The 24,286-nt window shown below is 69.5% G+C and carries 21 protein-coding genes, 1 tRNA gene and 3 pseudogenes; 13 read left to right on the forward strand and 12 right to left on the reverse strand.

Going from position 1 to position 24,286, the window contains the following annotated elements; genetic code table 11:
* Together ACSP97_RS15875 and ACSP97_RS15880 are read left to right on the forward strand one after the other, a co-directional pair.
* Window positions 1–342, forward strand: a complete 342-nt coding sequence (locus tag ACSP97_RS15875; RefSeq protein ID WP_355147899.1) for an STAS domain-containing protein — start codon at window positions 1–3, stop codon at window positions 340–342.
* Window positions 339–1,058 (forward strand): annotated as a pseudogene (locus tag ACSP97_RS15880) (nucleotidyltransferase family protein); the annotation flags it as partial. The gene ACSP97_RS15875 and the pseudogene ACSP97_RS15880, both read left to right, overlap by 4 nt.
* Before the next feature lie 98 nt (window positions 1,059–1,156).
* Here ACSP97_RS15880 and ACSP97_RS15885 read toward each other — a convergent pair.
* The 5 genes from ACSP97_RS15885 to ACSP97_RS15905 form a co-directional block, all read right to left on the reverse strand.
* Complete coding sequence (locus ACSP97_RS15885; protein ID WP_355147901.1) at window positions 1,157–2,026, reverse strand: TIGR03560 family F420-dependent LLM class oxidoreductase; 870 nt, start codon at window positions 2,024–2,026, stop codon at window positions 1,157–1,159.
* Between the two features lie 100 nt (window positions 2,027–2,126).
* On the reverse strand, window positions 2,127–2,576 hold the full coding sequence (locus ACSP97_RS15890; protein WP_358673123.1) for a nuclear transport factor 2 family protein: 450 nt from the start codon (window positions 2,574–2,576) through the stop codon (window positions 2,127–2,129).
* Between the two features lie 45 nt (window positions 2,577–2,621).
* Complete coding sequence (locus ACSP97_RS15895; RefSeq protein WP_440558002.1) at window positions 2,622–3,116, reverse strand: 2,4'-dihydroxyacetophenone dioxygenase family protein; 495 nt, start codon at window positions 3,114–3,116, stop codon at window positions 2,622–2,624.
* A 157-nt stretch (window positions 3,117–3,273) separates the two neighbouring features.
* Entirely contained in the window at window positions 3,274–4,740 is a 1,467-nt protein-coding gene (locus ACSP97_RS15900) for an MFS transporter (RefSeq protein WP_355147907.1), read from the reverse strand.
* Window positions 4,737–5,951, reverse strand: coding sequence for an acyltransferase family protein (locus tag ACSP97_RS15905; RefSeq protein WP_355147909.1), 1,215 nt, complete (start codon window positions 5,949–5,951; stop codon window positions 4,737–4,739). Before ACSP97_RS15905 ends, ACSP97_RS15900 begins: the two co-directional genes overlap by 4 nt.
* A gap of 295 nt (window positions 5,952–6,246) precedes the next feature.
* On the opposite strand from ACSP97_RS15905, the gene ACSP97_RS15910 reads away from it, so the two are divergent.
* Entirely contained in the window at window positions 6,247–7,293 is a 1,047-nt protein-coding gene (locus ACSP97_RS15910; RefSeq protein ID WP_358673130.1) for an ankyrin repeat domain-containing protein, read from the forward strand.
* Between the two features lie 147 nt (window positions 7,294–7,440).
* The gene (locus ACSP97_RS15915) at window positions 7,441–8,037 is read left to right on the forward strand and encodes a TetR/AcrR family transcriptional regulator (protein ID WP_355147913.1); all 597 of its coding nucleotides are present in this window, start codon (window positions 7,441–7,443) and stop codon (window positions 8,035–8,037) included.
* A 475-nt stretch (window positions 8,038–8,512) separates the two neighbouring features.
* Here ACSP97_RS15915 and ACSP97_RS15920 read toward each other — a convergent pair whose 3' ends face one another.
* On the reverse strand, window positions 8,513–9,565 hold the full coding sequence (locus ACSP97_RS15920) for a ScbA/BarX family gamma-butyrolactone biosynthesis protein (protein ID WP_355321889.1): 1,053 nt from the start codon (window positions 9,563–9,565) through the stop codon (window positions 8,513–8,515).
* Between the two features lie 179 nt (window positions 9,566–9,744).
* Between ACSP97_RS15920 and ACSP97_RS15925 the strand changes: the two genes are divergently transcribed.
* Entirely contained in the window at window positions 9,745–10,404 is a 660-nt protein-coding gene (locus tag ACSP97_RS15925) for a ScbR family autoregulator-binding transcription factor (RefSeq protein WP_355147917.1), read from the forward strand.
* Window positions 10,405–10,452: 48 nt separating this feature from the next.
* Here ACSP97_RS15925 and ACSP97_RS15930 read toward each other — a convergent pair whose 3' ends face one another.
* On the reverse strand, window positions 10,453–11,742 hold the full coding sequence (locus tag ACSP97_RS15930; RefSeq protein WP_440558006.1) for an IS701 family transposase: 1,290 nt from the start codon (window positions 11,740–11,742) through the stop codon (window positions 10,453–10,455).
* 299 nt (window positions 11,743–12,041) lie between these two features.
* On the opposite strand from ACSP97_RS15930, the gene ACSP97_RS15935 reads away from it, so the two are divergent.
* From ACSP97_RS15935 to ACSP97_RS15945, 3 genes are all read left to right on the forward strand, one after another.
* Window positions 12,042–12,635, forward strand: coding sequence for a DsbA family oxidoreductase (locus ACSP97_RS15935; RefSeq protein WP_355321885.1), 594 nt, complete (start codon window positions 12,042–12,044; stop codon window positions 12,633–12,635).
* 455 nt (window positions 12,636–13,090) lie between these two features.
* Window positions 13,091–13,660, forward strand: coding sequence for an NAD(P)H-dependent oxidoreductase (locus tag ACSP97_RS15940; RefSeq protein ID WP_358276315.1), 570 nt, complete (start codon window positions 13,091–13,093; stop codon window positions 13,658–13,660).
* Window positions 13,661–13,726: 66 nt separating this feature from the next.
* Window positions 13,727–13,799 (forward strand) — tRNA-Arg (locus tag ACSP97_RS15945).
* Window positions 13,800–13,878: 79 nt separating this feature from the next.
* Here the strand turns inward: ACSP97_RS15945 and ACSP97_RS15950 are convergent.
* A pseudogene (locus ACSP97_RS15950) lies at window positions 13,879–14,190 on the reverse strand (hypothetical protein); the annotation flags it as partial.
* 388 nt (window positions 14,191–14,578) lie between these two features.
* Between ACSP97_RS15950 and ACSP97_RS15955 the strand changes: the two are divergent.
* The 4 genes from ACSP97_RS15955 to ACSP97_RS15970 all read left to right on the forward strand — a co-directional run bounded on the left by ACSP97_RS15955 (window position 14,579) and on the right by ACSP97_RS15970 (window position 19,117).
* The gene (locus ACSP97_RS15955; RefSeq protein ID WP_440558009.1) at window positions 14,579–15,565 is read left to right on the forward strand and encodes a GTP pyrophosphokinase; all 987 of its coding nucleotides are present in this window, start codon (window positions 14,579–14,581) and stop codon (window positions 15,563–15,565) included.
* Window positions 15,566–16,261: 696 nt separating this feature from the next.
* Window positions 16,262–17,443 carry a nucleoid-associated protein gene (locus tag ACSP97_RS15960; protein WP_440558011.1) on the forward strand — a complete coding sequence of 394 codons (1,182 nt, stop codon included), beginning with the start codon at window positions 16,262–16,264 and terminating at the stop codon, window positions 17,441–17,443.
* Between the two features lie 49 nt (window positions 17,444–17,492).
* On the forward strand, window positions 17,493–18,479 hold the full coding sequence (locus ACSP97_RS15965) for a hypothetical protein (RefSeq protein WP_440558013.1): 987 nt from the start codon (window positions 17,493–17,495) through the stop codon (window positions 18,477–18,479).
* Complete coding sequence (locus tag ACSP97_RS15970) at window positions 18,476–19,117, forward strand: hypothetical protein (RefSeq protein ID WP_440558014.1); 642 nt, start codon at window positions 18,476–18,478, stop codon at window positions 19,115–19,117. The genes ACSP97_RS15965 and ACSP97_RS15970 overlap by 4 nt, the downstream gene beginning before the upstream one ends.
* Before the next feature lie 302 nt (window positions 19,118–19,419).
* Here the strand turns inward: ACSP97_RS15970 and ACSP97_RS15975 are convergent.
* Window positions 19,420–19,764: pseudogene (locus tag ACSP97_RS15975) on the reverse strand (IS21 family transposase); the annotation flags it as partial.
* An 84-nt stretch (window positions 19,765–19,848) separates the two neighbouring features.
* Window positions 19,849–20,772, reverse strand: coding sequence for an oxidoreductase (locus ACSP97_RS15980; RefSeq protein ID WP_440558016.1), 924 nt, complete (start codon window positions 20,770–20,772; stop codon window positions 19,849–19,851).
* A gap of 79 nt (window positions 20,773–20,851) precedes the next feature.
* Here ACSP97_RS15980 and ACSP97_RS15985 point away from each other — a divergent pair, with 79 nt between their 5' ends.
* Entirely contained in the window at window positions 20,852–21,445 is a 594-nt protein-coding gene (locus tag ACSP97_RS15985; RefSeq protein WP_440558018.1) for a TetR/AcrR family transcriptional regulator, read from the forward strand.
* Between the two features lie 450 nt (window positions 21,446–21,895).
* Here the strand turns inward: ACSP97_RS15985 and ACSP97_RS15990 are convergent.
* Window positions 21,896–22,695 (reverse strand): IS5 family transposase gene (locus ACSP97_RS15990; protein ID WP_259332577.1). Its coding sequence is split into 2 segments (ribosomal slippage): window positions 21,896–22,357 and window positions 22,360–22,695, totalling 798 coding nucleotides; the frame shifts between segments, so codons are not numbered across the junction.
* Window positions 22,696–23,027: 332 nt separating this feature from the next.
* Window positions 23,028–24,098 carry an NADH:flavin oxidoreductase/NADH oxidase gene (locus ACSP97_RS15995; RefSeq protein ID WP_355147936.1) on the reverse strand — a complete coding sequence of 357 codons (1,071 nt, stop codon included), beginning with the start codon at window positions 24,096–24,098 and terminating at the stop codon, window positions 23,028–23,030.
* Between the last annotated feature and the right edge of the window lie 188 nt (window positions 24,099–24,286).

Consider the following 24,286-nt stretch of genomic DNA (forward strand, 5'->3'; position numbering starts at 1 on the left):
ATGGCGTTCGACGCCTATCTCGGCTACAGCGGCTCCACCGTCACCGTGCATCTGAGCGGTGACCTCGCCGACCGGCACGTGCCGTCCCTGCGCCGGCTGATCGACCAGGCGCTCCAGCGGCCGGTGAGCGTGCTGGTGCTGCGGATGCGGGAGCTGACCTCGCTGTCCCCGGGCGGGGTGCGCTGCCTGGCGTTCGCGCAGCAGCGGATGGCGCGCGGCGCGGAGATCGTGCTGGACGGGGCGAGCGAGGACGTGCTGCGCGTGCTGCGGGCGGGCGGCTTCGACCGGGCCGTCACGGTCGTGGAGGAGCTGCCCGGCTTCGACGAGCGGGCCGCCGCATGAGGGCCGTGCTGATGGCGGGCGGCCAGGGCTCCCGGCTGCGTCCGCTGACCGAGCACCTGCCGAAGCCGCTGCTGCCGGTGGGCGGGCGCCCGATCATGGAGCACGTGCTGCGGCTGCTGCGCCGGCACGGCATCGAGGAGACCGTGGTCACCGTCCACTACCTGGCCGAGCTGATCGAGCGGGAGTACGGCGACGGCACCCGGCTCGGGATGTCGCTGGCCTACGTGCACGAGGACCGGCCGCTGGGCACCGCGGGCAGCGTCAAGGCCGCCGAGGGGCTGCTGGGCGGGGAGCCGTTCCTGGTGATCTCCGGGGACGCCCTGACCGACGTCGACCTGACCGAGCTGGTGCGGCGGCACCGCGAGCGGCGGGCGCTGGTCACGGTGTGCCTGACCGAGGTGGCCGACCCGAGCCAGTTCGGCATCGCCACGCTGGACCCGGACGGGCGCATCGAGCGGTTCCTGGAGAAGCCGGGGCCCGGCGAGGCGTTCTCCCGCACCGCGAGCACCGGCATCTACGTGATGCAGCCGGAGGTCCTGCGGTACGTGAGCGGCACCGGGCCGGCCGACTGGGCCCGGGACGTCTTCCCCCGGCTGCTCGCCGAGGGCCTCCCGGTGTACGGCCATGTCGCGGAGGGCTACTGGGAGGACGTCGGCACGCACGCGGCGTACGCCCGGGCGCAGCAGGACGTGGCCCGCGGCCTGGTGGACGTCGACGACGCGGAGCCCGTGGCCGCCTGATCCGCGTCGGCCGCGGAAGGAAGGGGAGACCGGAACCGTCCCGGTCTCCCCTTCGTCGTGCGTCCGCGCCGCCGCTACAGGTCGGCGACCCGCGCGGCCACCTCGGCGAGGCGGGCGCGCGCCGCCGGGTCGTGCACGTCCGGCAGCGAGGTGACGACGTACTCGGCGCCCTGCGCGGCCAGTTCGGCGCAGCGGCGGACCGCGCGCTCCACCGATCCGTCCTCGCCCGACACCGGCAGCCGGCTGAGCACCGACTTGGTGAGCGAGCCGAAGTCCCGGCCCTCCTTCTCGCACAGCTCGCGCAGCAGCCGGAGCTTGTCCGGCAGGTCCGGCCCGTCGGGCAGGTTGCAGGCGTCGGCGTACCGGGCCACCAGCGGCAGCGTGCGCCGCTCCCCGCCCCCGCCGACCAGGATCCGCGGATGCGGACGGCTCAGCGGGGCGGGCGAATTGAGGGGCCGCTCCAGGTGGTGGCGGTCGCTGCGGTAGGGGCCGGTGTCGCCGGACCACATGTGGTGGGCGATCCGCAGTGTGTCCTCCAGCTCGGCGAACCGCTCCTTCAGCGCCGGGAAGGGCAGGCCGAGGCCGCGGGCCTCCTCCTCGAACCAGCCGGCGCCCACACCGAGCCAGGCGCGGCCCCCGGACAGCACGTCGAGGGTGGTGACCGTCTTCACCAGCACGGCGGGACGGCGGTGCGTGACACCCGTGACGAGGGTGCCGAGGGTGATCCGCCGGGTGACCGCGGCGGCGTAGGCCAGCAGCGAGTAGGCCTCGGGCATCTCCAGCTCCGGCGGGCCGTTGAGGCCGATCTGGAAGAAGTGGTCCATGACCCACAGCCCGGCGATGCCGCCCTCGTCGGCGTCCCGGGCGATGTCCGAGAAGGTCTCCGCGAGCTTCTCCGGCCCGCCGGGCCAGGTGAAGCGGGAGACGGTCAGTCCGATGCGCACTCCGTGGTGCTCCTTTCCGTTGGGTGTCGTCACATGCCGAGAGCCGGTGCGGGGCCCTCGCGGGCTCCGCACCGGCGGATGGTCCGGCCGCTGTGGTGGATCACAGGCCGGGCGACCCCGGCACGGGGGTGATCTTGTCGACGCTGTACTCCCGGATCCTGGGCCGGCCGTCCTCCAGCACCACCGTCCAGGTCTGGTCGGCGTCGAAGCCCTTCCACACGCTGTGGGCGGCGGGCGGGGTCCAGGTCTTCGTCTGCCAGTTGACGGTCAGCGAGATCTCGGACTCGGTCGCCGAGATCCGCCGCACCTGGGTACGGGTCAGCTCGTGGGTCTCGTCGAAGAACAGGTTGAGGACGTTGTCGTACCAGGTGCGGAAGTCGTCCAGGTTGCGCACGGTGATCTCCGGGAAGACCATGTGCAGCCCCTGCGAGGCCAGGAAGGGCGTGACCTGCTCCAGCGTGTCGTGCCGGTCGAGGGCGCGGAACCACTCGGTGGCGAGGTCGATCACGTCCTGCGCGGTGAGTTCGGTCTTCTCCTGTGCCACGATCATCTGAATTCTCCTCGGGAGGTGTCCGGTGATTTCTTTTCCGGGATTTCAGTGGAACAGCCGGGAATCCGGTTCGAAGCCCTGCGACCGGCAGTAGCGCACGTACTGGTCGAGGTAGTAGTAGCAGTCGTGCTGGTCGATCAGCTGGTCCTTGTCGTCGAGGAAGCGCATGACGCCGTTCATGATGAAGAGCGTCGTCATTCCCTCCGGGTCGTCCGTGGTGAGCGTGTGGACGTCGCCCGGCGGCTCGAAGACGAAGGTGCCGGGCCGCGCCACCCAGTCGTGCTCCGGGTAGTACCAGGAGCCCTGCAACGTGTACGCGGAGACCGGGCCGGTGTGCTGGTGGCGGCTGATGACGCCGGCGCCCTTGACCCGGGTGACGACCACCCACATGCCGGTGCTCAGGTCGAACCGGAGCGGCTTCCAGGACGCCCGCTCGTCGAAGGGGACCCAGGTCTGGTCCTCCTCGGCGATGGCGATGTCCGGCTGGCCGAACTCCTTGATGGTTTCCAGAATGTTCTCCGGAACGGCGGCGACGTGCATCCGGATTCCCCTTTCGGAAAAGGCGGGCTGACGAATTCCATGAAACTCCGGACGCATCGGCCGCGCCATCGTTCCCCGTTTCCCCGAGGAGACTTGGGGCAGTCGGCAAAGAACTCCCGGGAAAACGCCGGGAGTTCTCGCCGACCGCCCCGCCCGCTCAGTTCGCCGCGGCCTGCTGCCGGGGCCGCAGCCACCACAGCAGCGTCCCGGCGACCAGCGCGAGGGCGCACAGCAGCCACAGGGTGTCCTGGAACGCGGAGCCGTAGGTGCCGCCGCCGCGCAGGGCGTTGAAGATGCCGCCGACGACGGTGTAGCCGAGGGCGTTGGCGATCTGCGTGGCGGTGAGCAGACCGCCGGAGGCCGCGCCGGCGTCCTCCGGGGCCACCCCGCCGAGCACGAGGCCGATCAGGGAGGGGGCGATCAGGCCCTGCCCCAGACCGCACAGCAGCAGCCCCGGAGTGACCAGCGCCGCCTGGTGGGCGGCCGAACCGGAGCCCACGGGCAGCCGGACCAGCACCAGGCCCGCGGCCATCACCACGGCGGCCAGTACCAGCACCGCGCTGCCCCAGCGCGCCACCAGCTTCTTGCCTTGCAGCGAGGCCACCGCGAAGGCCGCGCCCAGCGGCAGGAACACCACACCGGAGGCCAGCGGGGACAGCTTCAGACCGTCCTGGAGGAAGTAGGACAGGATCAGGAACAGCCCGGCGTTGCCGCTGTAGAACACCAGCGCCGTCGGCAGGCCCTTGGCGAAGCCGGGGTGCCCGAACAGCCGCGGCGGCAGCAGCGCGTGCCCGGCGTCCGAGACCCGGGCGATGCGCCGCTCCCACAGCATGAACAGCGCGAAGCACACCGCGGCCCCGGCCAGCGCGCCCCAGCCCCAGGCCGGCCAGCCGTTGTCGGCGCCGACGACCAGCGGCCACAGCAACAGCAGCAGGGCGGCGGCGAGCAGCAGGACGCCGAGGTAGTCGATGCGGGCCCGGCTGCTGCCGCGCACCTCGCGCACCGAGGCGGCGGCGCCGAGCGCGGCGACCACGGTGACCGGCACGTTCACCAGGAACACGGACCGCCAGTCCCAGCCGGCCAGGTCCAGCTTGATCAGCGCGCCGCCGACGATCTGGCCCGCGATGGAGCCGAGGCCGATCGTGGCGCCGTACAGGCCGAGCGCCTTGGCGCGTTCCTCCTGCGGGAAGACCACCTGGAGGATGGCGAGCACCTGCGGCAGCATCAGCGCCGCGGCCAGGCCCTGGACGACGCGGAACGCGATGAGCGCGGCAGCACTGGGCGCCACCGCGCACAGGAGCGAGGTGGCGCCGAAGGCGACGAGCCCGATGAGGAACACCCGGCGGCGTCCCAGGGCGTCGCCGATACGCCCGCCGGTGACCAGACCCACCGCGTACGCCAGGACGTACCCGGCGACGACGAACTGGATCTGGCCGAAGGAGGCGCCGAGCGAGGACTGGATGGACGGCGCCGCCACGTTCACGATGAACACGTCGAGCATGCCCATGAACGTGGCGAGCAGCAGCATCCCGAGGGCCAGCCACCGCTTGGGATCGGGCAGTTGCCCGCCGCCGGACTCACCGGCGGCGGGCACGGACCGTTGGGTGGAGTCGGTCGTACTCATGGATTCCTCTCTGGAACACGGGGCCGCACCTCGGCCCGGGGCCGCGGCACGGCCGGTGCGGTGGCCGGGGACCGGCCGAACTTGCGCATCGCCGGGATCTCCACGGCCCGGTACAGCAGCCAGGAGCCCAGCAGGGCGAGTACGAACGCGGCGGCGGTGAGGGCGAGCGCCTGCGGCAGCGCCCAGCCGCGCCCGTACCCGAGCAGGTGGTGTCCGTAGATGAGCACCAGGCGGTGCACCATGTAGAACGCGAAGGAGACCTCGCCCAGCCAGACGAAGGTCCGTCCGGACAGCGCGCTGCCGCGCCCGTCGGCGTCGCGGCGGGCGAGCGCGCCGATCAGCAGCGTCAGCGGGATGACGGTGGCGGCGGCCTGCGCGTACAGCACGGGCAGGTGCAGCGCGAGCACGTACCCGGCGGCGAGCAGCGGCAGCGCGGCGCTCGCCGGGACGCGCACCCAGCGGCCGGCCAGGACGAGCCGGGCCGTGGCCATGCCGAGCAGGAACTCCACGGCGCGGGTGAGCGGGAAGGCGTAGACGAACCAGTACCGCGCCTCGCCGATGGGCGCGAACGGCAGCTGCGGCCGCTCGGGCAGCAGCCCGGCCAGCGCCGGCAGCAGGAGGACGACGGCGGTGCAGGCGCCCACGACCGCCCACAGCCGGCGGCTGTCCAGGCGCAGCAGCGCGCGGTGCAGCAGCGGGAAGGACAGGTAGAACAGCAGCTCGCAGGAGAGCGACCAGCTGACCGGGTTGCCGGTCATGAAGACGCGCGCGTCCGGCCACCAGCTCTGCAGGAGCAGCAGGTTGGGCAGCCAGGAGGAGGGGTCGGTGAGCGCGGGGGGCGCCTGGTAGGCGCTGACGACGACGCCGGTGCTCCAGGTGACGACGGCGACCAGGACGAAGGTGGCCAGGTGGTTGGGGTAGATCTTGGCGACGCGGCGGCGCCAGAAGGTGCGCGCGCGCTGGCCGGGCCGGGCGGACCAGGTCAGCACGAAGCCGCTGAGCACGAAGAAGAAGGAGACGCCGACGGCTCCGGCGGCCGACGCCCAGTGCCGCAGGGCCTTGTCGACGCCCGGGTCGGCGAAGACACCCTCACGTGAGAGGTGGTAGGCGAAGACGCCGAGGGCCGCCAGAAAGCGGGCGCCGGTGAGCGAGGGCAGCCGCGACTGGCCCGCTGGCGCGGGTGTTCGCTCGGTGCCGGCCTTCTCGAGCATGGGAACCCCTTCGGGTGAGGCGGACTGGTGTCCGGCGGTCGAGGTGGAGGGGTGGTGCTGAGGGGTGGGTCTGTCGCGGTGCTGGGGGGCGTCCGTGCCTGGCCACGTGACGTCCGCAACCGAGAAAACGCCCGCGGGGCGCGGTTCACCAAGCCGGCCCGGGCAATCCGATGCGACTGGTCCAAGTCCCCTCAGTGACCGTGGGGTTGGGGCGTCCGGGGGCCGGTCCGGGCGCCCCGTGGTGAGGTGATCGGGCGCACGCCCCGACCGACCACGACACCGACGCGGAGGGCTCATGTCGAACAAGCGGACACGGCGAACGGAGTCCGGACACCCCGGTGCGGCCGAGCAGGCGCTGCACCGGGCGGTGCGGGAGGGCGACCTGCCCGGTGCCGCGGACGCGCTGTACGCCGGCGCGGACCCGAACGCCCGGGACCCGCTGGGCTACCCGGCCCTGAGCCGGGCGGCGGCGCTGGGCCGGACCCAGCTGACCGAGCTGCTGCTGACCGCGGGCGCGGACCCGCTGCTGCCCGACGTCCGGATGGGGACCTCCCCGCTGCACAAGGCGGCGCAGGGCGGCTGCGTCGACGTGGTGCGGCTGCTGCTGGACCACGGGGCGTTCGTGGACGCGCAGGCGCCGACCACGGGGCACACGCCGTTGATCGACGCGGTCTGGTACAAGCACCCGCCGGTCGTGGAGCTGCTGCTGGACCGGGGGGCGAACCCCGATGTGCGGGCGCACGCCGGGTACCGGGCGGACGAGTTGGGCCCGCTGGTGTGCGAGGAGGACCAGTCGGTGTACGTCCGCCTGATCGAGGCGGCCCGGGCCCGTCGCGCGCGGGCGGCCGGGGCCGCGCTGCGACTGGCGGCGCTGTCCGGGGACGCGACCGGAGTCCGCGCGGCGCTCGCCGCGGGCGCCGACGCCGACGTGAAGGCGCCCGACGGGCACACCGCGCTGCTCGACGCCTCCCGCGAGGGGCACCCGGCGGTGGTGGCGGCGTTGCTCGCGCACGGCGCCGACCCGACGGTGGTCGACCACCTGATGAAGGCGACGCCCGCGCACAAGGCGGCGTACATGGGCCGCCCGGAGGTGATGCGGGAACTGGTCGCGGACGGCCGGGTGGAGCTGGACGCCCAGGGCCCCTACAACGGCTACACCGCGCTGCACGACGCGGTGTGGCACGGCCACACCGAGACGGTCCGCGTGCTCCTGGAGGCGGGCGTGCGCACCGACCTGGCCGGCTGGGACGGGCTGACCCCGCTCGGCATGGCCCGCCGGTACGGCTACGACGACATCGTGGCGCTGCTGGAGAAGGCCGGGCGGGCTCCGGAGGGGGCGTAGGGCCCGGGTGGCCGCGGGGAACTGCCCAAGTCGCGGCGGGAGCGGACCCCTCCCCTTGTTTCATTCCATCATGACGGTATGTTTTTTGGGGCTCCCGCACCCTTCGACTCCGGCCCCCGGGCCGCCTGACGACTTACGGAGTCACGCATGGCGAAGCAGCCACGTGCCCTGCGTACCTATGAACAGGTCCTGAACGCCGCCGCGCAGGAGTTCGCACAACACGGGTACGCGGAAGCCAATCTCCAGCGCATCGCCGAGCGCACCGGAATGACCAAGGGCGCCCTCTACGGCCACTTCCCCTCGAAGCGGGCGCTCGCGACGGCGCTCGTGGACCATCTGGAGGCGGCCACCGACCACCTGCTCGGCGGCGCCTGCGCGGAGTGCGGTCCGCCGCTGGACCGGCTGCGCTCCCTGCTGCTGGCGCTGGCCGTGCGCATCCGCCGGGACGTACGCGTGAGGGCGGCCCTGCGCCTGGTGACCGAGACCGCCCGGGGCACCGCCAAGCCGCCCCGGCTGATGGACGGCGTGCACGAGCGCGCCCTGGAACTGGTGCTCCGCGCCCAGCAGGCCGGCCAGGTGGACCCCGCCCTGCCGCCGGAGCCGGTGGCCGATCTCGTCGTGGTGGTGCTGTTCGGCGCCCACTGCACGGACTACACCCGCGACGGCGGAGACCTGCCGACCCGGCTCGGCACCCTGTGGGACATCCTCACCCGCGCCCTGCCACCCACACGAACGGCGGCGTAGGGGACAGGAGTTGAGGGACCCGGGGCGACCGGTGTGCGGGGACGGGGTGGCGGCGGGGGTGGGTCGGTCCCGGGAGGAGGTCGGCGCTTGGGAACGAGTCCTTGCTTCGGAGGGGGCCCGGGCCCGGGGGCGGGCCGGTGCCCGGAGCCGCCCGGTGGCCGCAAACGGGCCGGTGGCCGGGAGCAGACGGTGCCCGGGAACGGGCCGGCGCCCGGAGGCCGGCCAGCCCCAAGAGGCGGGCCGACGCCCGGAGGCGAGCCGGTGCCCGGAGCCGCCCGGTGCCCGACAGGCGACCGGGCCGCAGGCGCGGTCCAGTGCGGTCGGGGCGGCCGGGGAGGTCGGTGTGACCCGGGAAGTCCGCGTTGCCCGGGAAGTCGACGCGGCCCGGCTCCGGAGAGGACCGCCCACCACGGCCGACGCGACCCGGCGTGGCCCGGCCCGGCGCCGCGCCGGGCGGCACCGGGCCGGGAGTGGTTCACACGAGCTGCAGCACCGGCTCGGCGGCGCGCGCGGCGACCGGCGCCGGGGCCCAGTTCAACACCGCCTCGGCGATGCGCCGTTCACCCTGGACGGCGCTGATGACGAGTTCGCGGGTGCCGTCGTTCGCGGACTCGGCCCGGGTCACGGACAGCCGGGTCGGTATGTCCAGCTCACCGAAGGCCAGGCAGTCCACCCGCGCGCCGACGAGCCCGTAGAGCGTGTCGTCCGGAGCGCCCTGCCCGCGCTCGTGGACGTAGAGGTGCCCGAGCTGGCGGAAGCCCTCCAGCATGACGGCCTGCGGGATGTGATCGGTGGGGTGGTCGAACAGGATCGCGTGGTTCAGATCGAGTCTCAGCCACCACTCGTCGGGGTCGCCCCCGGGTGCGAGCACGCAGTCCTTGGCGCGCAGCCGCCCCACGCGGTGCGGCACCAGCCGCGGCGCCCCCGGCTGCCCGGACGGCCCGGACGCCGGCCGCTCGACCCGGCGGCGCAGCAGCTGGTACCGCCGTTCGTCCACCACACAGGCCTCGATGTGGCCGTGTCCGCACCGCACGCCGTCGACCGACAGCGCCGTCTCGAGCCGTACGTCGTACCGCTTGGGCGCCCGGCTGCCGTCGTAGTCCCAGGTGGTCTCCAGGACCACCGGGACGGGTGCGCCCTTGACCCGCAGCGGCTCCCGGTCCCAGATCCGGAAACCGGTGTTCTGGCCGACGAAACGGTGGCCGAGCGGGATGCCGAGCCGGCCGTGCCCCACGTACAGCAGGGTCTGGCGGATGGACTCGGCGAACAGCAGCGGATCGCTGGTGCCGTCCGCGTCGGGGTGGTAGAGGGCGTGGTCCCGGGGCCACTGGGCGGCGACCAGGAGACGGTCGGGTCCGTCCGCGGCCGCGTCGGTGAGGAAGACCTCGGCGACGGAGGCGCGGTGGACGAGGGTGCGTGGGATAGCCTGTGCGTAGTGGAGTGCCTGCGTGGACGCGACGACCCCCGCGGAAAAGGCCGAGGTGGCCGTCGAGGGACTTGCTGTCGCGGACGTACGCTGGCGCATCATGGTCCCCCTGGATGAAGAAGGTTGACTCCGAGAAGCTCGAAGGCACAGATCAACTTCGCCGGAAAAAATATACCGTTGAGAAGGTATTTAGCAAGCAGTCGTTTCCCGAAGTCGCCGTCTCCCCAGGCAGGAGGGGGTGTGGGGACTCTCGGAGAGCGCCCCGAGAACGAAGGACGCACATGACGAAGGACCAGGCACCCCCGCTTCCCTCGACCCGCAGGACCGGCACCCGACGTCAGGAGCCCCGTCTCAAGCAGGACCGGGCCGTGCGCACCCGGAACACGATCCTGAAGGCGGCGGCGGAGGTCTTCGCGCAGCGGGACTACCCGTCCGTGACGATCCTGGACATCGCCGAACAGGCCGGCGTGACCAAGGGCGCCGTCTACTTCCACTTCGCCAACAAGGAGGCCGTCGCGGTCTCCGTGGCCGAGCAGTTCTACACCGCGCTCCTCGCGTCCGTGCGCCCGGTGCTCGACACCGACGCGAGCCCGGCGCGCAAGGTCGTCGAACTGCTGCGGCACACCGCCCGCTCCTTCCGCGAGGACCCGCTCACCCAGGCCGGCAGCCGACTGCAGATTCAGCAGTGGGCGATCGAGTCCGAACTGCCCACGCCCTACGTCGGTTTCACCCAGGTGCTGGCCGAACTGCTGACGGAGTGCCGGACCAACGGCGCTCTGCCGCCGGAGGCCGACCCCGAGGCGCTGGCCCGGGTGCTGCGCTCCGCGCTCTTCGGTGCGCAGCACATCTCCGGCGTACAGCACGGCTGGTCGGACATCGTGGAGCGGACGGAAGAGATCATCCAGGCACTGCCCGTCCTGGCTCCGGCCGCACGCGACTGACCCCCCGCCGGCCCGCCGCTACCACCGGTCCATCGGTTCCACGACCCGTCACGCCAGCCTGCGGCCGTCGGCCGCCGCGGGCTCCGCGATATCCGCGGGCTCGACGATGTCCGCGGGCACACCCCCGAGGCGGTGCAGGGCGTACGCCGCGGTGACCATCGTCATGTGGTGGTGCCAGCCCGGGAAGGACCGGCCCTCGAAGTCCAGCAGCCCGAAGTCCCGCTCCAGGGACTTCAACGAGGCCTGCGTGCGCACCGAGTGCCGCACCAGGGAGAGGACCTCGTCGGCGCGTCTGTCCGTCGGCGCGGTCAGCCAGAAGCGGATCGGCCGGCGCTCGGCGGCCGACCACTGGGTCAGCAGGCGGTACACCGGCTGTGGCGCGGTGCGCCCCGGCTGGGGCGGTACGGGCAGCCGTACCAGCCCGGAATGGACCACGAGATGGCGCACCGGGCCGTCCGCCCGGGCCGCCGAGATCACCCGCGGCTGCCGTGCGCGCTCGCCCCGCCCGGCGTACTCACCGGCGGGCAGCGGCCGGGGCTGTTCGGTGCCGCGCGACGGGGCGGGCACGGCGGGGAGAACGGGCTGGCTGGGGTGCAGCTCGACCACGAAGTCCAGGCCACGCTCGGCGAGTCCGGCCACCAGAGGGCCCGCCTCCGGGGTGCAGCGCAGGTCGGCGACGACCGGCACGGGCGGGGTGAGACCGGTCCCGGCGAGCGCGTCGACCATGCCGAGCACATGCCGGCTCACCGGCTCGGCCGCCGCGGACAGCGGCAGCCGGGCCCGGGAGCGCAACCGCTCGTCGCCGCACCAGCGTTCGTCCAGCAGCAGCCGCCAGTCGACCGGCACACTCGTGTCCCCCGAGGACAGGAACAACCCGATGCCCAGCTGGCAGTTGACGGTCCGGCCGGCCTCCGGCACGAACCGGCGGTGCACGCCCACCGAGTGTTCGCCGCGCTTGGGGATGACCGCGATACCGGTCGCCCAGGCCGCCACCGGCATCCGGGCCACCACCTGGGCGGCGATCGCGCGCCGCGCCGGATCCCACGGCCAAGGGCTGGAGTTGATGAACTGCTGGAGCGACTGGGCCGCCGTCGCCGACCGGGGAACGGTCAGGGCGAGGTTGCGGATGGATTTCTTGCCCCGGGTGGTGAGCAGGCCCGCGAGGTAGACCTCGGCCCAGCGGCGCTGGTCGGCCCGTGGCAGATGGGCGAAGACCTCCTCGGTGAAGTCCGCGACCGTGAGCGGGCGGCCCGGCCCGTGCGGCGCACCCGGGAGCCGAGCCGTCCACACGGACGACGGTGGCACTGACACGGTGTGGTGCAGGTGCTCGTCAAGCACGTCCCCTCCAGGTCAGCTTGCTGGACGCCGGTTGCTCTGTGGTGCGTCATCGCAGGAGCGAAGACATCCAAAAAATAATACCCTCAAGAACGAATTAAAAGTGCGCACCGCGGCTCCGCGAGACTCTGCTATCTCCCGACTCTGGGCACGGGAATGCCCGTTCGACTGGGACGGCGACGAGGACAGACCGCATGCTCACGTGCGGGTGCGCGGCCCCGCGCGCGGAACACCGGTCCCACGACGGGGCGCGTACCGTCGCGGCCCGGCAGAGGGACTGCCCGGCCCCAGGGAGGTGTGCCGTGAGCGTCACCGTGCACGTGTGGTTCGACTACATCTGCCCGTTCAGCCTGATCGCGCGGAAACTGCTGACCGAGGCCGTGGCCGGGCGCGACGTCACCTGCGTCTGGCATCCGTTCGAGACCAACCCGCACTGCGTCGAGGAGGCCGGGGAGTACCCGCCGGGCGCCTGGAACCGGCTGGTCACCCCGCTCGCCGCCCGCTACGACGTGCCGCTCGCCGGAGCGCCGCAGAACCCGCTGCGCCGGGCGCGCCTGGCCTTCGTCGGCTACCAGTACGCGCTGGACTGCGGGGCGGGGCAGGCCTACAACGACCGGCTGTTCACCGCGTACTACTACCAGTGGCGGGACATCTCCGACCCGGTCGAACTGACCCGCCTGGCCGCCGACGCCGGCCTGGACCCCGGCCGCTTCCGCGACGCCGTCCTCTCCCCCCGCTACACCCGCCGCCACCTCGACGCCCTGGACCACGCCCGCGACCGGGAGGCCATCACCGGCGTCCCGGTGATCTCCGTCGCGGGCGAACGCCTGGACGGCTTCCACGGCGTCCCGGAACCGGCCCTGCTGGCGAAGGCACTGGACGGGGCGGCGGGCTAGACCGGCGGGCCGGGACCACGGCGGCGCCGCCCTCGCGACCTCCGGTGCCCCCCGCCCTCCCACGATCCCGGCCGCACTGGAGACGGCCCCGGGAAGGAGCAGACGGCGCGGCCCCCTCCCCGGGACCGCCGGTACGCCCCCGATCCCCTTCCCCCTCCCTACGATCCCTACCGCAAAGCAACCCGCTCCCCCAAGCGGGAGCCCCCTCCCCGCACAGCACCACGAAGGCCCACCGAACCACGCGCCCCCGGCCGTCACGACTTGCCCCAGTTGGCCATGTAGGCCCCAACCGGCCCGAACGACTCCTGATACCGGACCCGCCGTACCGACACTGAAGGCGGCCGCCGGCGCGCCGGGTGCCGCCGGCGGCCGCCGAGGACACGACGGCGGCCGTCGTGGCCGGGTCCGCACGGACCGCGGCCGCACGCCGCCCCGGCCGTATGGAGGAGACAGCCATGAACGGGTTCGGCACGCTGGTGGTGTGGGCACACCCGAACCGGGACGGCGCCGGCGAGGGCGAGCAGCCCTCACGCGTCGGCGCGGCCCTGGCACGGGCGGCGCGGGACGTACCCGGCGTCCGGGTGCACGACCTGTACCGCGCCCACCCGGACGGCGTCATCGACGTACCGGCCGAACAGCGACTGCTCACCGCGCACCGGCGGATCGTCCTCCAGTTCCCGTTCTACTGGTACTCGGTCCCGCCGCTGCTCAAGCGCTGGCTGGACGACGTCCTGGAACACGGCTTCGCCTACGGCAGCGAGGGCACCGCACTGCGGGGCCGCACCCTTCAGGTGGTCACGACGACGGGCGGCCCCGCCTCCTCCTACGGCCCCGACGGCTACAACCGCTTCACCATCCGGGAACTGCTGCGCCCGCTGGAGGCGACGGCCAACCTGTGCGGCATGGACTTCCCCGCACCCTTCGTGGTCCACGGCACCCGCACCCTCACCGACGCCGACCTGGCGGCCGAGGCCGCCCGCTACCGGACCCTGCTGGCATCCCCCGCCCTGCCCAGCGCGGCCTGACAGCCGACCCGCACCCCACGCCGATCCGCTACCCTGTCATGGACCGCCACTCCGGTGGCGTTCCCCGCCTTCGTAGCTCAGGGGATAGAGCACCGCTCTCCTAAAGCGGGTGTCGCAGGTTCGAATCCTGCCGGGGGCACAAGGGAAAAGGGCCCTCACATACGGAGATCCGTATGTGAGGGCCCTTTGACATCTACTTCTGACATCAACGGCGGCGGTCACTGACGACCCGGGCGCCTCCGCAGCAGACGGTCCATGTGGCTCATGGCCTCGCGCTGGGTGTCCTGGAGGACGTGCGTGTACACGTCCATGGTGATGCTGATCTGAGAGCGCCCAAGGATCTCCATCACGACGCGGGGCGCGACTCCGGCCGCCGTGAGGAGCGTGGCCGTTCCGTGGTCCTTGCGGGCGCCGAGGGTCCAGGCGGTTCGGATGAGGCGGCGGACGTGGTCGCTGATGTCGAGCTGGGCGAGTTCGGCGGCGAACTTCAGCGGGCGGTCGAGGGCGCCCGTCGCGGTCTCAGCTCCCTTGGGGACGCCCACGTGGGTCACTGACCGGTGCTCTTTCTGCCACTCGCGCACCGCCAGGCGGCCGAACTCCCAGCGTGTGCGCACGACTTCAAGCCCCGCCCAACAGACTGAGTTACAACTTTCTCTACTGGTTCAAGGCGGCTCGCTCCGCTCACCGCGCGCGGCCCGGCCCCCAGCCGGGCCTGCGCTCCTGCCTTCGTCCCGCTCCAGCCCGGCCGGCGCCCGTGCCGCGCCCACACAGCAACCAGCCGCCTGACGTGAGAGAAGGTACGTCATGGTCGGGGCGGTCAAGTCGACTTCACGACTTTACGGGGGCATGATCACTCGCGCCAAACAGCTCCCGCCCAAAGTTGCCACGCCGACCTAAACAAGTCTCTACCATGGGGCTATGACGAGTGAGGATGAAGCAGAAATTCGCAAGCGCTTCGTGGAGAATGAAGTACTGTACCAAAATCTCAGGACTGAAATACTTTACTGCCTACAAAAGGCGTTCTCGGCACCCCAGTCTATAAAGATTCACTCCATTACCGCCCGAGTCAAGACCATCGACAGCTTCGTCGAGAAGGTAACGAGGAAGTCATACACCTCCCCATTCGAGCAAACCGAGGACTTAGTAGGGGCACGAGTCGTCTGCCTATTTATAGCCGACCTCTCAGGCATTAAGGACGTACTCCATAGCACCTTCGACGTCGCCTCAGAGGAAGATAAAGTGAACGAAGGAGAGGCATCATCCTTCGGGTATATGTCTCATCATTTCATCTGTCGACTTTCTGCAGCCCACTCAGGCCCAAGGTACGACACTATAAAGGAGATCAAGTTCGAAATTCAGGTCCGGACGATCTTGATGGACGCTTGGGCGAATATATCTCACTATCTCGCATACAAAAACGAGGAGAGCATCCCAGCTGATTTGGTCCGTGACTTTCACGCCCTGAGTGGCCTACTGTATGTCGCAGACAGACAATTCCAGAATTTGAATCGAGGCGCTGTACATTCCGCGATCCAAGCAGAGCAAGATATCATTAAGAGCCGAGAGATTCTCAGCTCGGCAATCAATACCGATACGGTCGCAGCCCTGTTTCGTCGCCAATACCCCGACCGTGACCGAGCGTCAGAGAAGCTCATCGCAGAGTTCATATCCGAGCTTTCACTGATTAACCTCAATGATCTTCGAGACTTGGCGCGCATTCTTCAGGAGAACCATGGAGCGGTGCTTAAGTATGAGAAAAAGTATCCACCGGCCGGCTCCTCCAGATTCGGAGATGTGGGACTAGCTCGCAACGCATTGGCCATCCATAGCCCAAAATACCAAGAAGCCAGATACCCTAAATTTAAGATGAGGCACGCCGAGTTCCGTGGTCACTCGAAAAGCTAGGATAAAAAGCGCCTGGCGCTCAGCCAGCGAAGCATGGTGGCTCCTCTGGCGAACAGTTGTGGCGCGCCAGCCCACGCACCCAGAGCGACACGAGGTGAGCGTGTGAGAACGCCCACGAACAAACGCTGGACAAGCGCTCAGACCTATGAACCACCGGCGCAGGTCAGAGGCACGCCACATCAAGCAGCACACCCACCCAAGTTGCTTCGGGACGAAGATGTCATCACCAAAGGCCTCACGGTCACGCCTCCGTCGGCGGGCCTCACTCTGGTCGACGGCAGGGCAGCGTGGCTGACCGATGGGGGTGCAGCGGGGCATACGCGCGCATGGTCGGTCGACTCACCCACCGTCGTGGCTGGCTGTCGTCGGCCGAGGTTCAGACGACCCGCATCGAAGGTGTCCGCCAAGGGGATCCAGACGTCGCTGGTGTGCGCCCTCGCCCGGACAAGTCGCCCGCTGGAATTCAGCCACTGACTTGATAGTTCATCTGCATCTGCCGCCTGCCCCGTTACCATGTGCGACACGGTTTGCGACATGTGACACGGACACGGACACGGCAATCGGCGGTCTCTGTCGTGCTTCGTGCGAGGCAGTGCAGCATAGGTGTGCGCCAGACAGGGACCTCAGCGCCCCGGACTACGCCTGGCGACAGGACGTCCGTCACTGGTGTACGGGCGGGGATACGTAGGGTGGGAAGTGCGGACTGATTTCGGAGACCTTGTCGTTGACCAGGCCATCGTGCACGAGGTGCCTCAGCGCGCCAAAGACGAGGAATCTCTTCCCCTCAAGCTCAGCGAGACGGTATGCCGGTTCGACGATGACGTGCGTACAGCTCTGCAGTCGAAGCTCCGTGACGTGCTCGACCGCCTGGGACGCGAGGTCGTGGAGGACCCTGAGCTGAAGTCGCCCCTGCCAGACGCTGTTCGAGCCTTTCTGAGTGGTGAACAGGATCTCGTGCAGGTATCCGGTGAGCTCGCTCATGCCCTACGTGACAGCCAGACGGGGAAGAGCCCGGCAGGGCTGCTTCTCGTTGCCGCAGCCCGCCTGGACGGTCACCCAGCTCTTCTGATGGTCAAGTTGGAGCAGGAAACCGGCATGCAGGCGAACGGGATTCTCGCCGACGGGCTGCGGACCTTTGACATGCAGTATTTCGCCAACCTCTTGTTCACCGAAAAGTCTAAGGTGTACAAAGTGGCCCTCTTCTCCGAGGAGGGGATCGCCGAGCCGAGGCTCCAGGGCTGGGCCGCCGACCCCCAGACATCGGGCAAGGACGTGGCCCGTTTCTTCCTTGAGAAGTTCCTCGGCTGCCGGCACCAGAACGACCCCAGGGAACTCACACGCCGCTTCCATGACACAGCCATGGATTGGGTCAACAGCCGCTTCGCCAGCTCCGATGTGCGTGTTGACTACGTCATGGCCGTCATGGTTGAGCTTCAGAGCGCTGCTCCGACGCTCGACCCCAACGTCTTCATCCAAACGCATCTGCAGGAAGCGCACCGCGACGACTTTGCCGGCTTCCTGGCGGAGAACGACGTACCGATCCGTGCCTTCGACAAGAACACCGATCTCATCGGCAACCGGATGGAGAAGGTGCGGGTGGACCTGTCCAACGGGGCCTTCCTAGTCGCGCCGTTGGAGGCGGTGAGGGACGGCTCAGTAACTGTGGAGGATCTCGGGGACGGCCGGACCACAGTCACCGTTACCGCCACTCTCGACAAAGCCAGCAGCGGTGCCGCGGCGGGCCGCCGGCCCAAACTCGTCAACCGTGCGGAAGGTCCCCTTTCCGGTGCAGAGATGATTCCGGGGCTTGAGTGGGTCCTCCCTGCGTCGGCCCAAGCGATGCAGACGACCATGGGCAACCAGCAGTCGTCGGCATAGGCATGGGTATCAGCGACGGCATCTTCCTAGCCTACGCAGCGGAGTCCACATGCCTCTGAGTGTCGAGGAGGCCTTCCAGCGCTACCAGCGGGAGCGGCCGAGGATCAAAGAGGCAGTCGAGGCGACGAAGACCCACCTTGAGGAGCACCTTGCTCGTCGGCGGATTGCCTGTCAGGTGGCCGCCCGCGCCAAGGAAGTCAGCAGCTTCCAAACGAAGGTGTACCGCAAGAACTACACCGACCCCTGGAAGCAGATCACCGACAAAGCTGGCGTGCGTGTCGTCGTGCCCCATGGAGGTCTCCTCGACCCTGCCCTGGACGAGATCAAACGTTGTCTTCTCGTCGTCGAGGTTCAGGATGACCGGCACGCACCCGGTCATGAGGACCGTCTGCGCTACCCACGCCTTCACATCCAGGCCATCATGGTCGGGAACGAGGCGGATCCCGACGGTACGCCCTACGAGTGCGAGATCCAACTACGTACTGAAGCAGTCGACCTGTGGTCGCGTATGTCTCACAAGCTTCTCTACAAGCCCGGAGCCGCACCTCCAGCCGATGTCAGTCGTTCGCTGTACCGTCTGATCGCCTTGGTCGAACTGTTCGACCTCGAGGTTCAACGGGGGGTAGAAGCCATGGCGCAGCACCCCGATCTCGCCCAAGGTAGCCAGCTTCTCGACGTCGTCGAGCAGGTCTACCGCACCTTCACCAGCCACCCATTCAGCACAGAGCTGTCCTACAACGTCATCGACGTCCTGTCGCGGACCATCGATGACCTCGACAGCTACAGAGAACACCTGACCCAGTTCGCCGAACGCTTCCGCGACAGGATCGAGCGGGCCTACGCCGACTACGGGCCCAACAGTGCTCACTTTCTGAGGCACGGTCGCTACCTGCTGGCCAGCCAGCCGGAGAGCCTGATCATTTTTGAACGGCTGTCCAACAATGCTCGCTACCGTCTTCGCAGTGTCTGGGACGGCAGCGAGCTACCAGACAACATGCTCACCGACATGGCACAGGTTTGGGGGGTCGCCCTATGACGAACTCTGCGCAGCCGGAATCTCCTGCGCTGGTCGCAGCCACTGCTATGTTCGTAGAGGTCCTCGTGATCGGTATCGGAGGCCTCGCCGCGGCAGTACTTGTGCTGATTGCCCTCATCGGGCCGGCACCAACAGCCAAACTTGCGCCCGTAGCTGGCTCGTCAGCGGCCACAGGAGTGGCACTCGCCGCGGCCTACGCTCTTGGCATCCTTCTCGACCGAGCTGCGGACACGATCCTTACCCCGTACCGCCGCCGCCTGCGCAGTCGCTTTTTTTCCACTAACAGTGCCTATGCCACGGCGCGCCTGCAACTGGCCGCCTTCCCTGTCTTGGTCGCCCGAGCCGACTACGCCCGCTCCCGCATGCGCATCTGCCGCGGCTGGCTCTTCAATTGCCTGGCTCTGGTACTGACTGCAGACTTGGCCATGCTGCGCTACTCCTTCGACCACCGCCTGCTCATTCTGTGCACTGTCACAGTGCTCGGCCTCGTGATCGCCTACGGCTTCTTCCGGGCATGGCGCGCATTGACCGTGACCGGTTACCGCAAACTCGCCGAACAGACGGCAGCAAGCTCCACCAGCCCGTCTGTGCCCGCTCAGCCCCAGCCCGGTCTCGTAGCACCATCAGAAGTCCAGTGAGCGGGCTTTTTCGCGCGACAGCGCAGCTGCAGCGCTGGAACGACCTGAGGGGAGGCTTTGACGCAGTGGGAGCTGGGGTTGGTCGGCCCCGCACAGAGCGACGGTCTGTATCACTTTACCGGCCGCAACGGGGACAGGCCCGCGTGCGTGCCTGAGGAGATACGGCAGATGACCGGGCAGCAGCGGCTGGAGCGGATCTTGCACGAAGAACGCATTCGGGCCTTCGCCCCATTCGCCACGACGACTGCATGCGTGTGCTTCTCGGAGAGCCCGCCGAACCATCTCAGCCATCTCATTTGGACGGGTTCGTAGGCCACCCGATCGACCGGGTCGATGCCGACGTACCCCGGCCGGATCTCGGCCAGCTTCTTCGTCAGCGGCGGCATCGAGTACGGCCACTTGATCCGCTCGACGATCACCGGTGCGTGCATCCTCGGCCACTCGTTCAACAAGCCTCGGATCTGCGGCTCGAAGGCGTCCGCCACCCGTCCGCGCGGGGCCCGTTCGTACTTCGGCGGCCGGTCCGAGTTCAACGCGGCCGGCACCGTGTTCCGGGCTACCCCCAGCCTCCGTGAGATCTCCTTGATGGGCACGCCCTCTGCTCGATGCAGCCGACGTATCTCCGCCCAGTCCTCCACCTTCAGCACCCTCTTGTATTGAGCAGGCAATTCGGGAGCCACGTGATCAGCGAGTTCGAGCCACCTCGCGAATTCAACCGAGCTCCCGGAGGCTCAGGACTGAACTGCCGTGGTCGGCTCCGGGAAGGTGACGCCGGTCAGCTCTTCGGAGACGGTCCACAGGCGGCGGGCGGTTGCCGGGTCGCTGGCCGCTGCCGAGCGGCCGGCCAGGGCGGGGTTGCCGCGCATCTCGAACATGCCGTCGGGGCCGACGAAGCTGCCGCCGGGCAGGTCCTGGACGGCCGCGTAGAGGGAGTTGAGCGCGCCCGCCTGGCCGTCCTGGGCGATGAACTTGTTGCCGAGGCGGAAGAGCAGGCGCCGCAGGGTGCTGGCGTCGTTGCCCTGGAGGTTGGTGGCGGCCCAGCCGGGGTGGGCGGCCAGCGCGCGGACGGGCGAGCTGGCTGCGGCAAGCCGTCGCTGGAGCTCCAGGGTGAACAGCAGCATCGCCAGCTTGGACTGGCTGTAGGCGGTCATCGGGTCGTACTCGCCGGTCAGGTCGAGGTTGTCGAAGTGGATGCGGGGACTGCCCGGGGCCTTGTGCGCGGTCGACGACAGGGACACCACGCGGTCGGTGATGTGTGGCAGCAGCAGGTTGGTCAGGGCGAAGTGCCCCAGGTAGTTGGTGCCGAACTGCGTCTCGAAGCCGTCCTTGGTGCGGCCCTCGGGGACGTTCATGACGCCGGCGTTGTTGATGAGCAGGTCCAGGTCGCTGTGCCAGCCGGCGGCGAAGTCGCGCACGGAGGCGAGGTCGGCCAGATCGAGCCGGCGGACCTCGACGCTGCCGTTCACCGCCTGGGCTGCGGCCTCGCCGCGCTTGGTGTCCCGTACGGCGAGGACGACGTGGGCGCCCGCGGCGGCCAGGGCCGTGGCGGTGGCGAGTCCGAGGCCGCTGTTGGCACCGGTCACGACGGCAGTGCGGCCGGTCTGGTCGGGGATGTCGGTGGTGTTCCAGGGCTGGGTGTGCGTGTTCTTTGCCATGACTCCAATGTATTCACTGATCACAATGTATGCAACATTAACAATGTGGGCGTCGCTCACACCCGGCTAGGCTGAGGGCATGACGAACCGCCCCTACCACCACGGAGACCTCCCCGCCGCGCTCCTCGCACGGGCCGAGCAGACGTTGCGCGAGAAGGGATCGGGCGCACTGTCCCTGCGGGAGCTGGCCCGCGAGATCGGGGTGAGCCCCGCCGCACCGAGTCGCCACTTCAAGTCCAAGCAGGCACTGCTGGACGCCCTGGCACTGACCGGGTTCGAGCGACTCGCCGAGGCCATCGCAGCCTCACAGGAAGGCGCTGGTGAGGCGTTCGCCGACCGGCTGGATGCTGCAGCCCGCGCCTACGTGGGCTTCGCCACGGCCAACGCCGCCCTGCTCGACCTGATGTTCTCGGTCAAGCACAGCCCGGAGGCATCGGAGGCGGTGGGCGCGACCGCCCACCGGTGGTCCGAGCACCTGCTAGAGCTGATCGGCGACGGACAACGCCGCGGCGAAGTGCGCGAGGGGCAGCTGGAAACCGTTGCGCTACCGGTCTTCGCGGCGCTGCACGGCTACGCCGACCTGACGGTGAGCGGCGTACTGCCAACCGAGGTGGCCGAGCACGGCCTGGACGACCTGATCGCGTCCATCCTGCGCGGCTGTGAGCCGCGATAGAGCCGCGCAGGATGATCAGAGGGGTCAGTTTTCAGGAACTGGCTGAGGGTCATTTTTCAGAGACTGGCGACAACACGGCTGTCGCGCTCCTCCCATACGGGGCCACCCCATTCCGTCGGGCACAGAGGAGGCAAGAGCAAGGGGCTCGTCCACCCAAGGAAAGTAGACCTGGTTGCGCCCAGGGCCGTCCCCCAGGACAGCGCACAGCGGCGAAGTGTCGCAGACCCAGAGGCCATGCCCGGCCGGTAGCGTCCCTCCGGGGCCGTGAAGCGACCGGAGTGATTCCCGCTGACCGATCCACATGCAGCTACGGATCAGGAAGCCTTTGACATCCACGGCTGACATCAACGACGCCGGACGGGTACGCACACGAGCACCCCTGTCTGACCGTCGCACCAGTCGCCAGCAGCGGTCGGATCGGGCTCGCATCGAACTCCTTAAGACGTCATCTCATTTGGTGAGTCTGCGGTAGCAGATGAGGGTGCAGGCGATGCTCGTGAAGGCGAGGAAGTGTTCGGCCTTGCGCTCGTAGCGGCGGTGGAGTCGGCGGCAGCCGGCGAGCCAGGCCATCGTGCGCTCGATGGTCCAGCGGTGTCGGCCGAGCCGTTGCGAGGTCTCGACTCCCTTGCGGGCTATGCGGTGCCGGATACCCCGCTGGGATAACCATCGCCGCAGGTGGGAGTAGTCGTAACCCTTGTCCGCGTGCAGTTTGCCGGGCTTACGCCTACGGGGGCCTCGCCGGGACCGGATCGGCGGTATGCCCTTCACGAGCGGGATCAGAGCCTGGCTGTCGTGGACGTTGGCACCGGAGATGCCGACAGACAGGGGCAGACCGGTCCGCTCGGTGATCAGGTGGATCTTCGAGCCGTACTTGCCCCGGTCGACAGGATTCGGACCCGTCAGCTCCCCTTTTTCAGGGCCCGCAAGTTCACCGAGTCGATCGCGCAGCGAGACCAGTCCAGGTCTCCGCGGGCTCCGAGTTCGTCCAGGACCAGGCGGTGCAGCTTGGCCCACACGCGAGCCTTCGTCCATTCGGTGAACCGTCGGTGAGCTGTCGCTCCGGACGGTCCGAACGACGACTTCGGCAGCTGCTGCCACGTGCAGCCCGACGTCGCCACGAACACAATCGCCGCCAGCACCTCACGGTCGCCGTGCCGGCGCCGGCCGCCACCTTGAGGCCGTGATGGTGCCTCCGGCGCGACCCGCTGGAACAGTTCCCACAGCTCGTCCGGCACCAGCCGCTCAATGATCCCCACCACAGCCGACAGCCTACTCAGCCAAATGAGATGAACTCTAAAGCGGGTGTCGCAGGTTCGAATCCTGCCGGGGGCACAGAGAGAAGGGCCAGCTCAGGAGGGATCCCCCTCCCAGGCTGGCCCTTCGCCGTTCCAGGCGCCGTGACACTACGTCGGCGTCACCACCCAGGCGTCTATGTACGGATGGAAGACCCGCAGCAGATCGCCAGATGTCCGCCCTCAGCCGTGGCCGGTGCAGCGTGCCGACGCGGTCGGGCCGTGAGCCGCGCCCGCATCGACCCGCCCCCGGGCGCCGCGGAAGCTGCATTGGTGCATTGATCGCGGCTTCAGCGATGACGTGGGCGGCCACGCTGGTACTGCTTCGGCCACGGGACGTCGTCACCCAGCACTTGGGCCGCGTGGAGCGGCCAGGTCGGGTTGCGCAGCAGTTCGCGCGCGAGCATGATCGCGTCGGCCGAGCGGTCCACGAGGATCTGGTCGGCCTGCTCCGGTGCGGTGATCAGGCCGACCGCGGAGACGGGCAGGGCCGCACCCTCGCGGACGGTTCGGGCGAAGGGCACCTGGTAGCCGGGCTCCACTTCGATACGGGCGTTGTGGACGAGCCCGCCGCTGGTGATGTCCACCAGATCGACGCCGTGGGCCACCAGGTGCCGCGACAGCTCGACGGTCTCCTCCGGGGTCCAGCCGCCGTCGGCCCAGTCCGTGGCCGAGAAGCGTACGAACAGCGGGCGGTCTTCCGGCCACTGCGCCCGTACGGCGTCGGTGACCTGGACCAGGAAACGGCTGCGCCCGTCGAGATCGCCTCCGTACTCGTCGCTGCGGTGGTTGGACAGCGGTGACAGGAACTGGTGCAGCAGATAGCCGTGCGCGGCGTGGATCTCCAGGACCTCGAAGCCACCGGACAGTGCCCGCGCGGCGGCGTCGCCGAAGGCCCGGACCAGAGCGCGGATGTCGCCCGCGCCGAGCTCCCGCGGGGCCGGCCAGTCGCCGAACGGCAGCGGTGACGGTGCGACCGTCTGCCATCCTCCGGCCTCCGGTTCGACGTACACATCGCCCTCCCAGGGCGGTGCCGTCGACGCCTTGCGGCCGGCATGGGAGATCTGGATGCCGGCGATGGCTCCCTGCCCGTGGACGAAGTCGGTGATCCGCTTGTACGCGGCGGCCTGCCCGTCATCCCAGATGCCGGCGTCGGAAGGGGTGATCCGGCCCTCGGGTTCCACTGCCGTGGCCTCCTGCATGACCAGGCCGGACCCGCCGCGTGCCAGGGAGCCGAGATGGACCAGATGCCAGTCGCGCGGATAGCCGTCGACCGAGCTGTACTGGCACATGGGGGCCACCCAGGCGCGGTTCGGGAAGGTTGTGCCGCGGAGGGTGAGCGGCGAGAAGAGACGGCTCATCGGAGGCCTCGCAGGAAGCGATGTGGGAGGCCGGGCGCCCCTCTGCCGTCGAGCCGTGACGGCCTGGGTCCGTGACGGCCTGGGTTCCCGCTGGGCGCCCCGCACGTGGGTGCACCGCCGAGTACCCCGGCCGCTCGTGGCACACACCACCGGCAAGGCGTGCTCAGCTCACCCGCGCGGATGTCCGG

It is taken from the genome of Streptomyces sp. SCPE 10, assembly GCF_051980735.1.
Lineage (GTDB): Bacteria > Actinomycetota > Actinomycetes > Streptomycetales > Streptomycetaceae > Streptomyces > Streptomyces misionensis.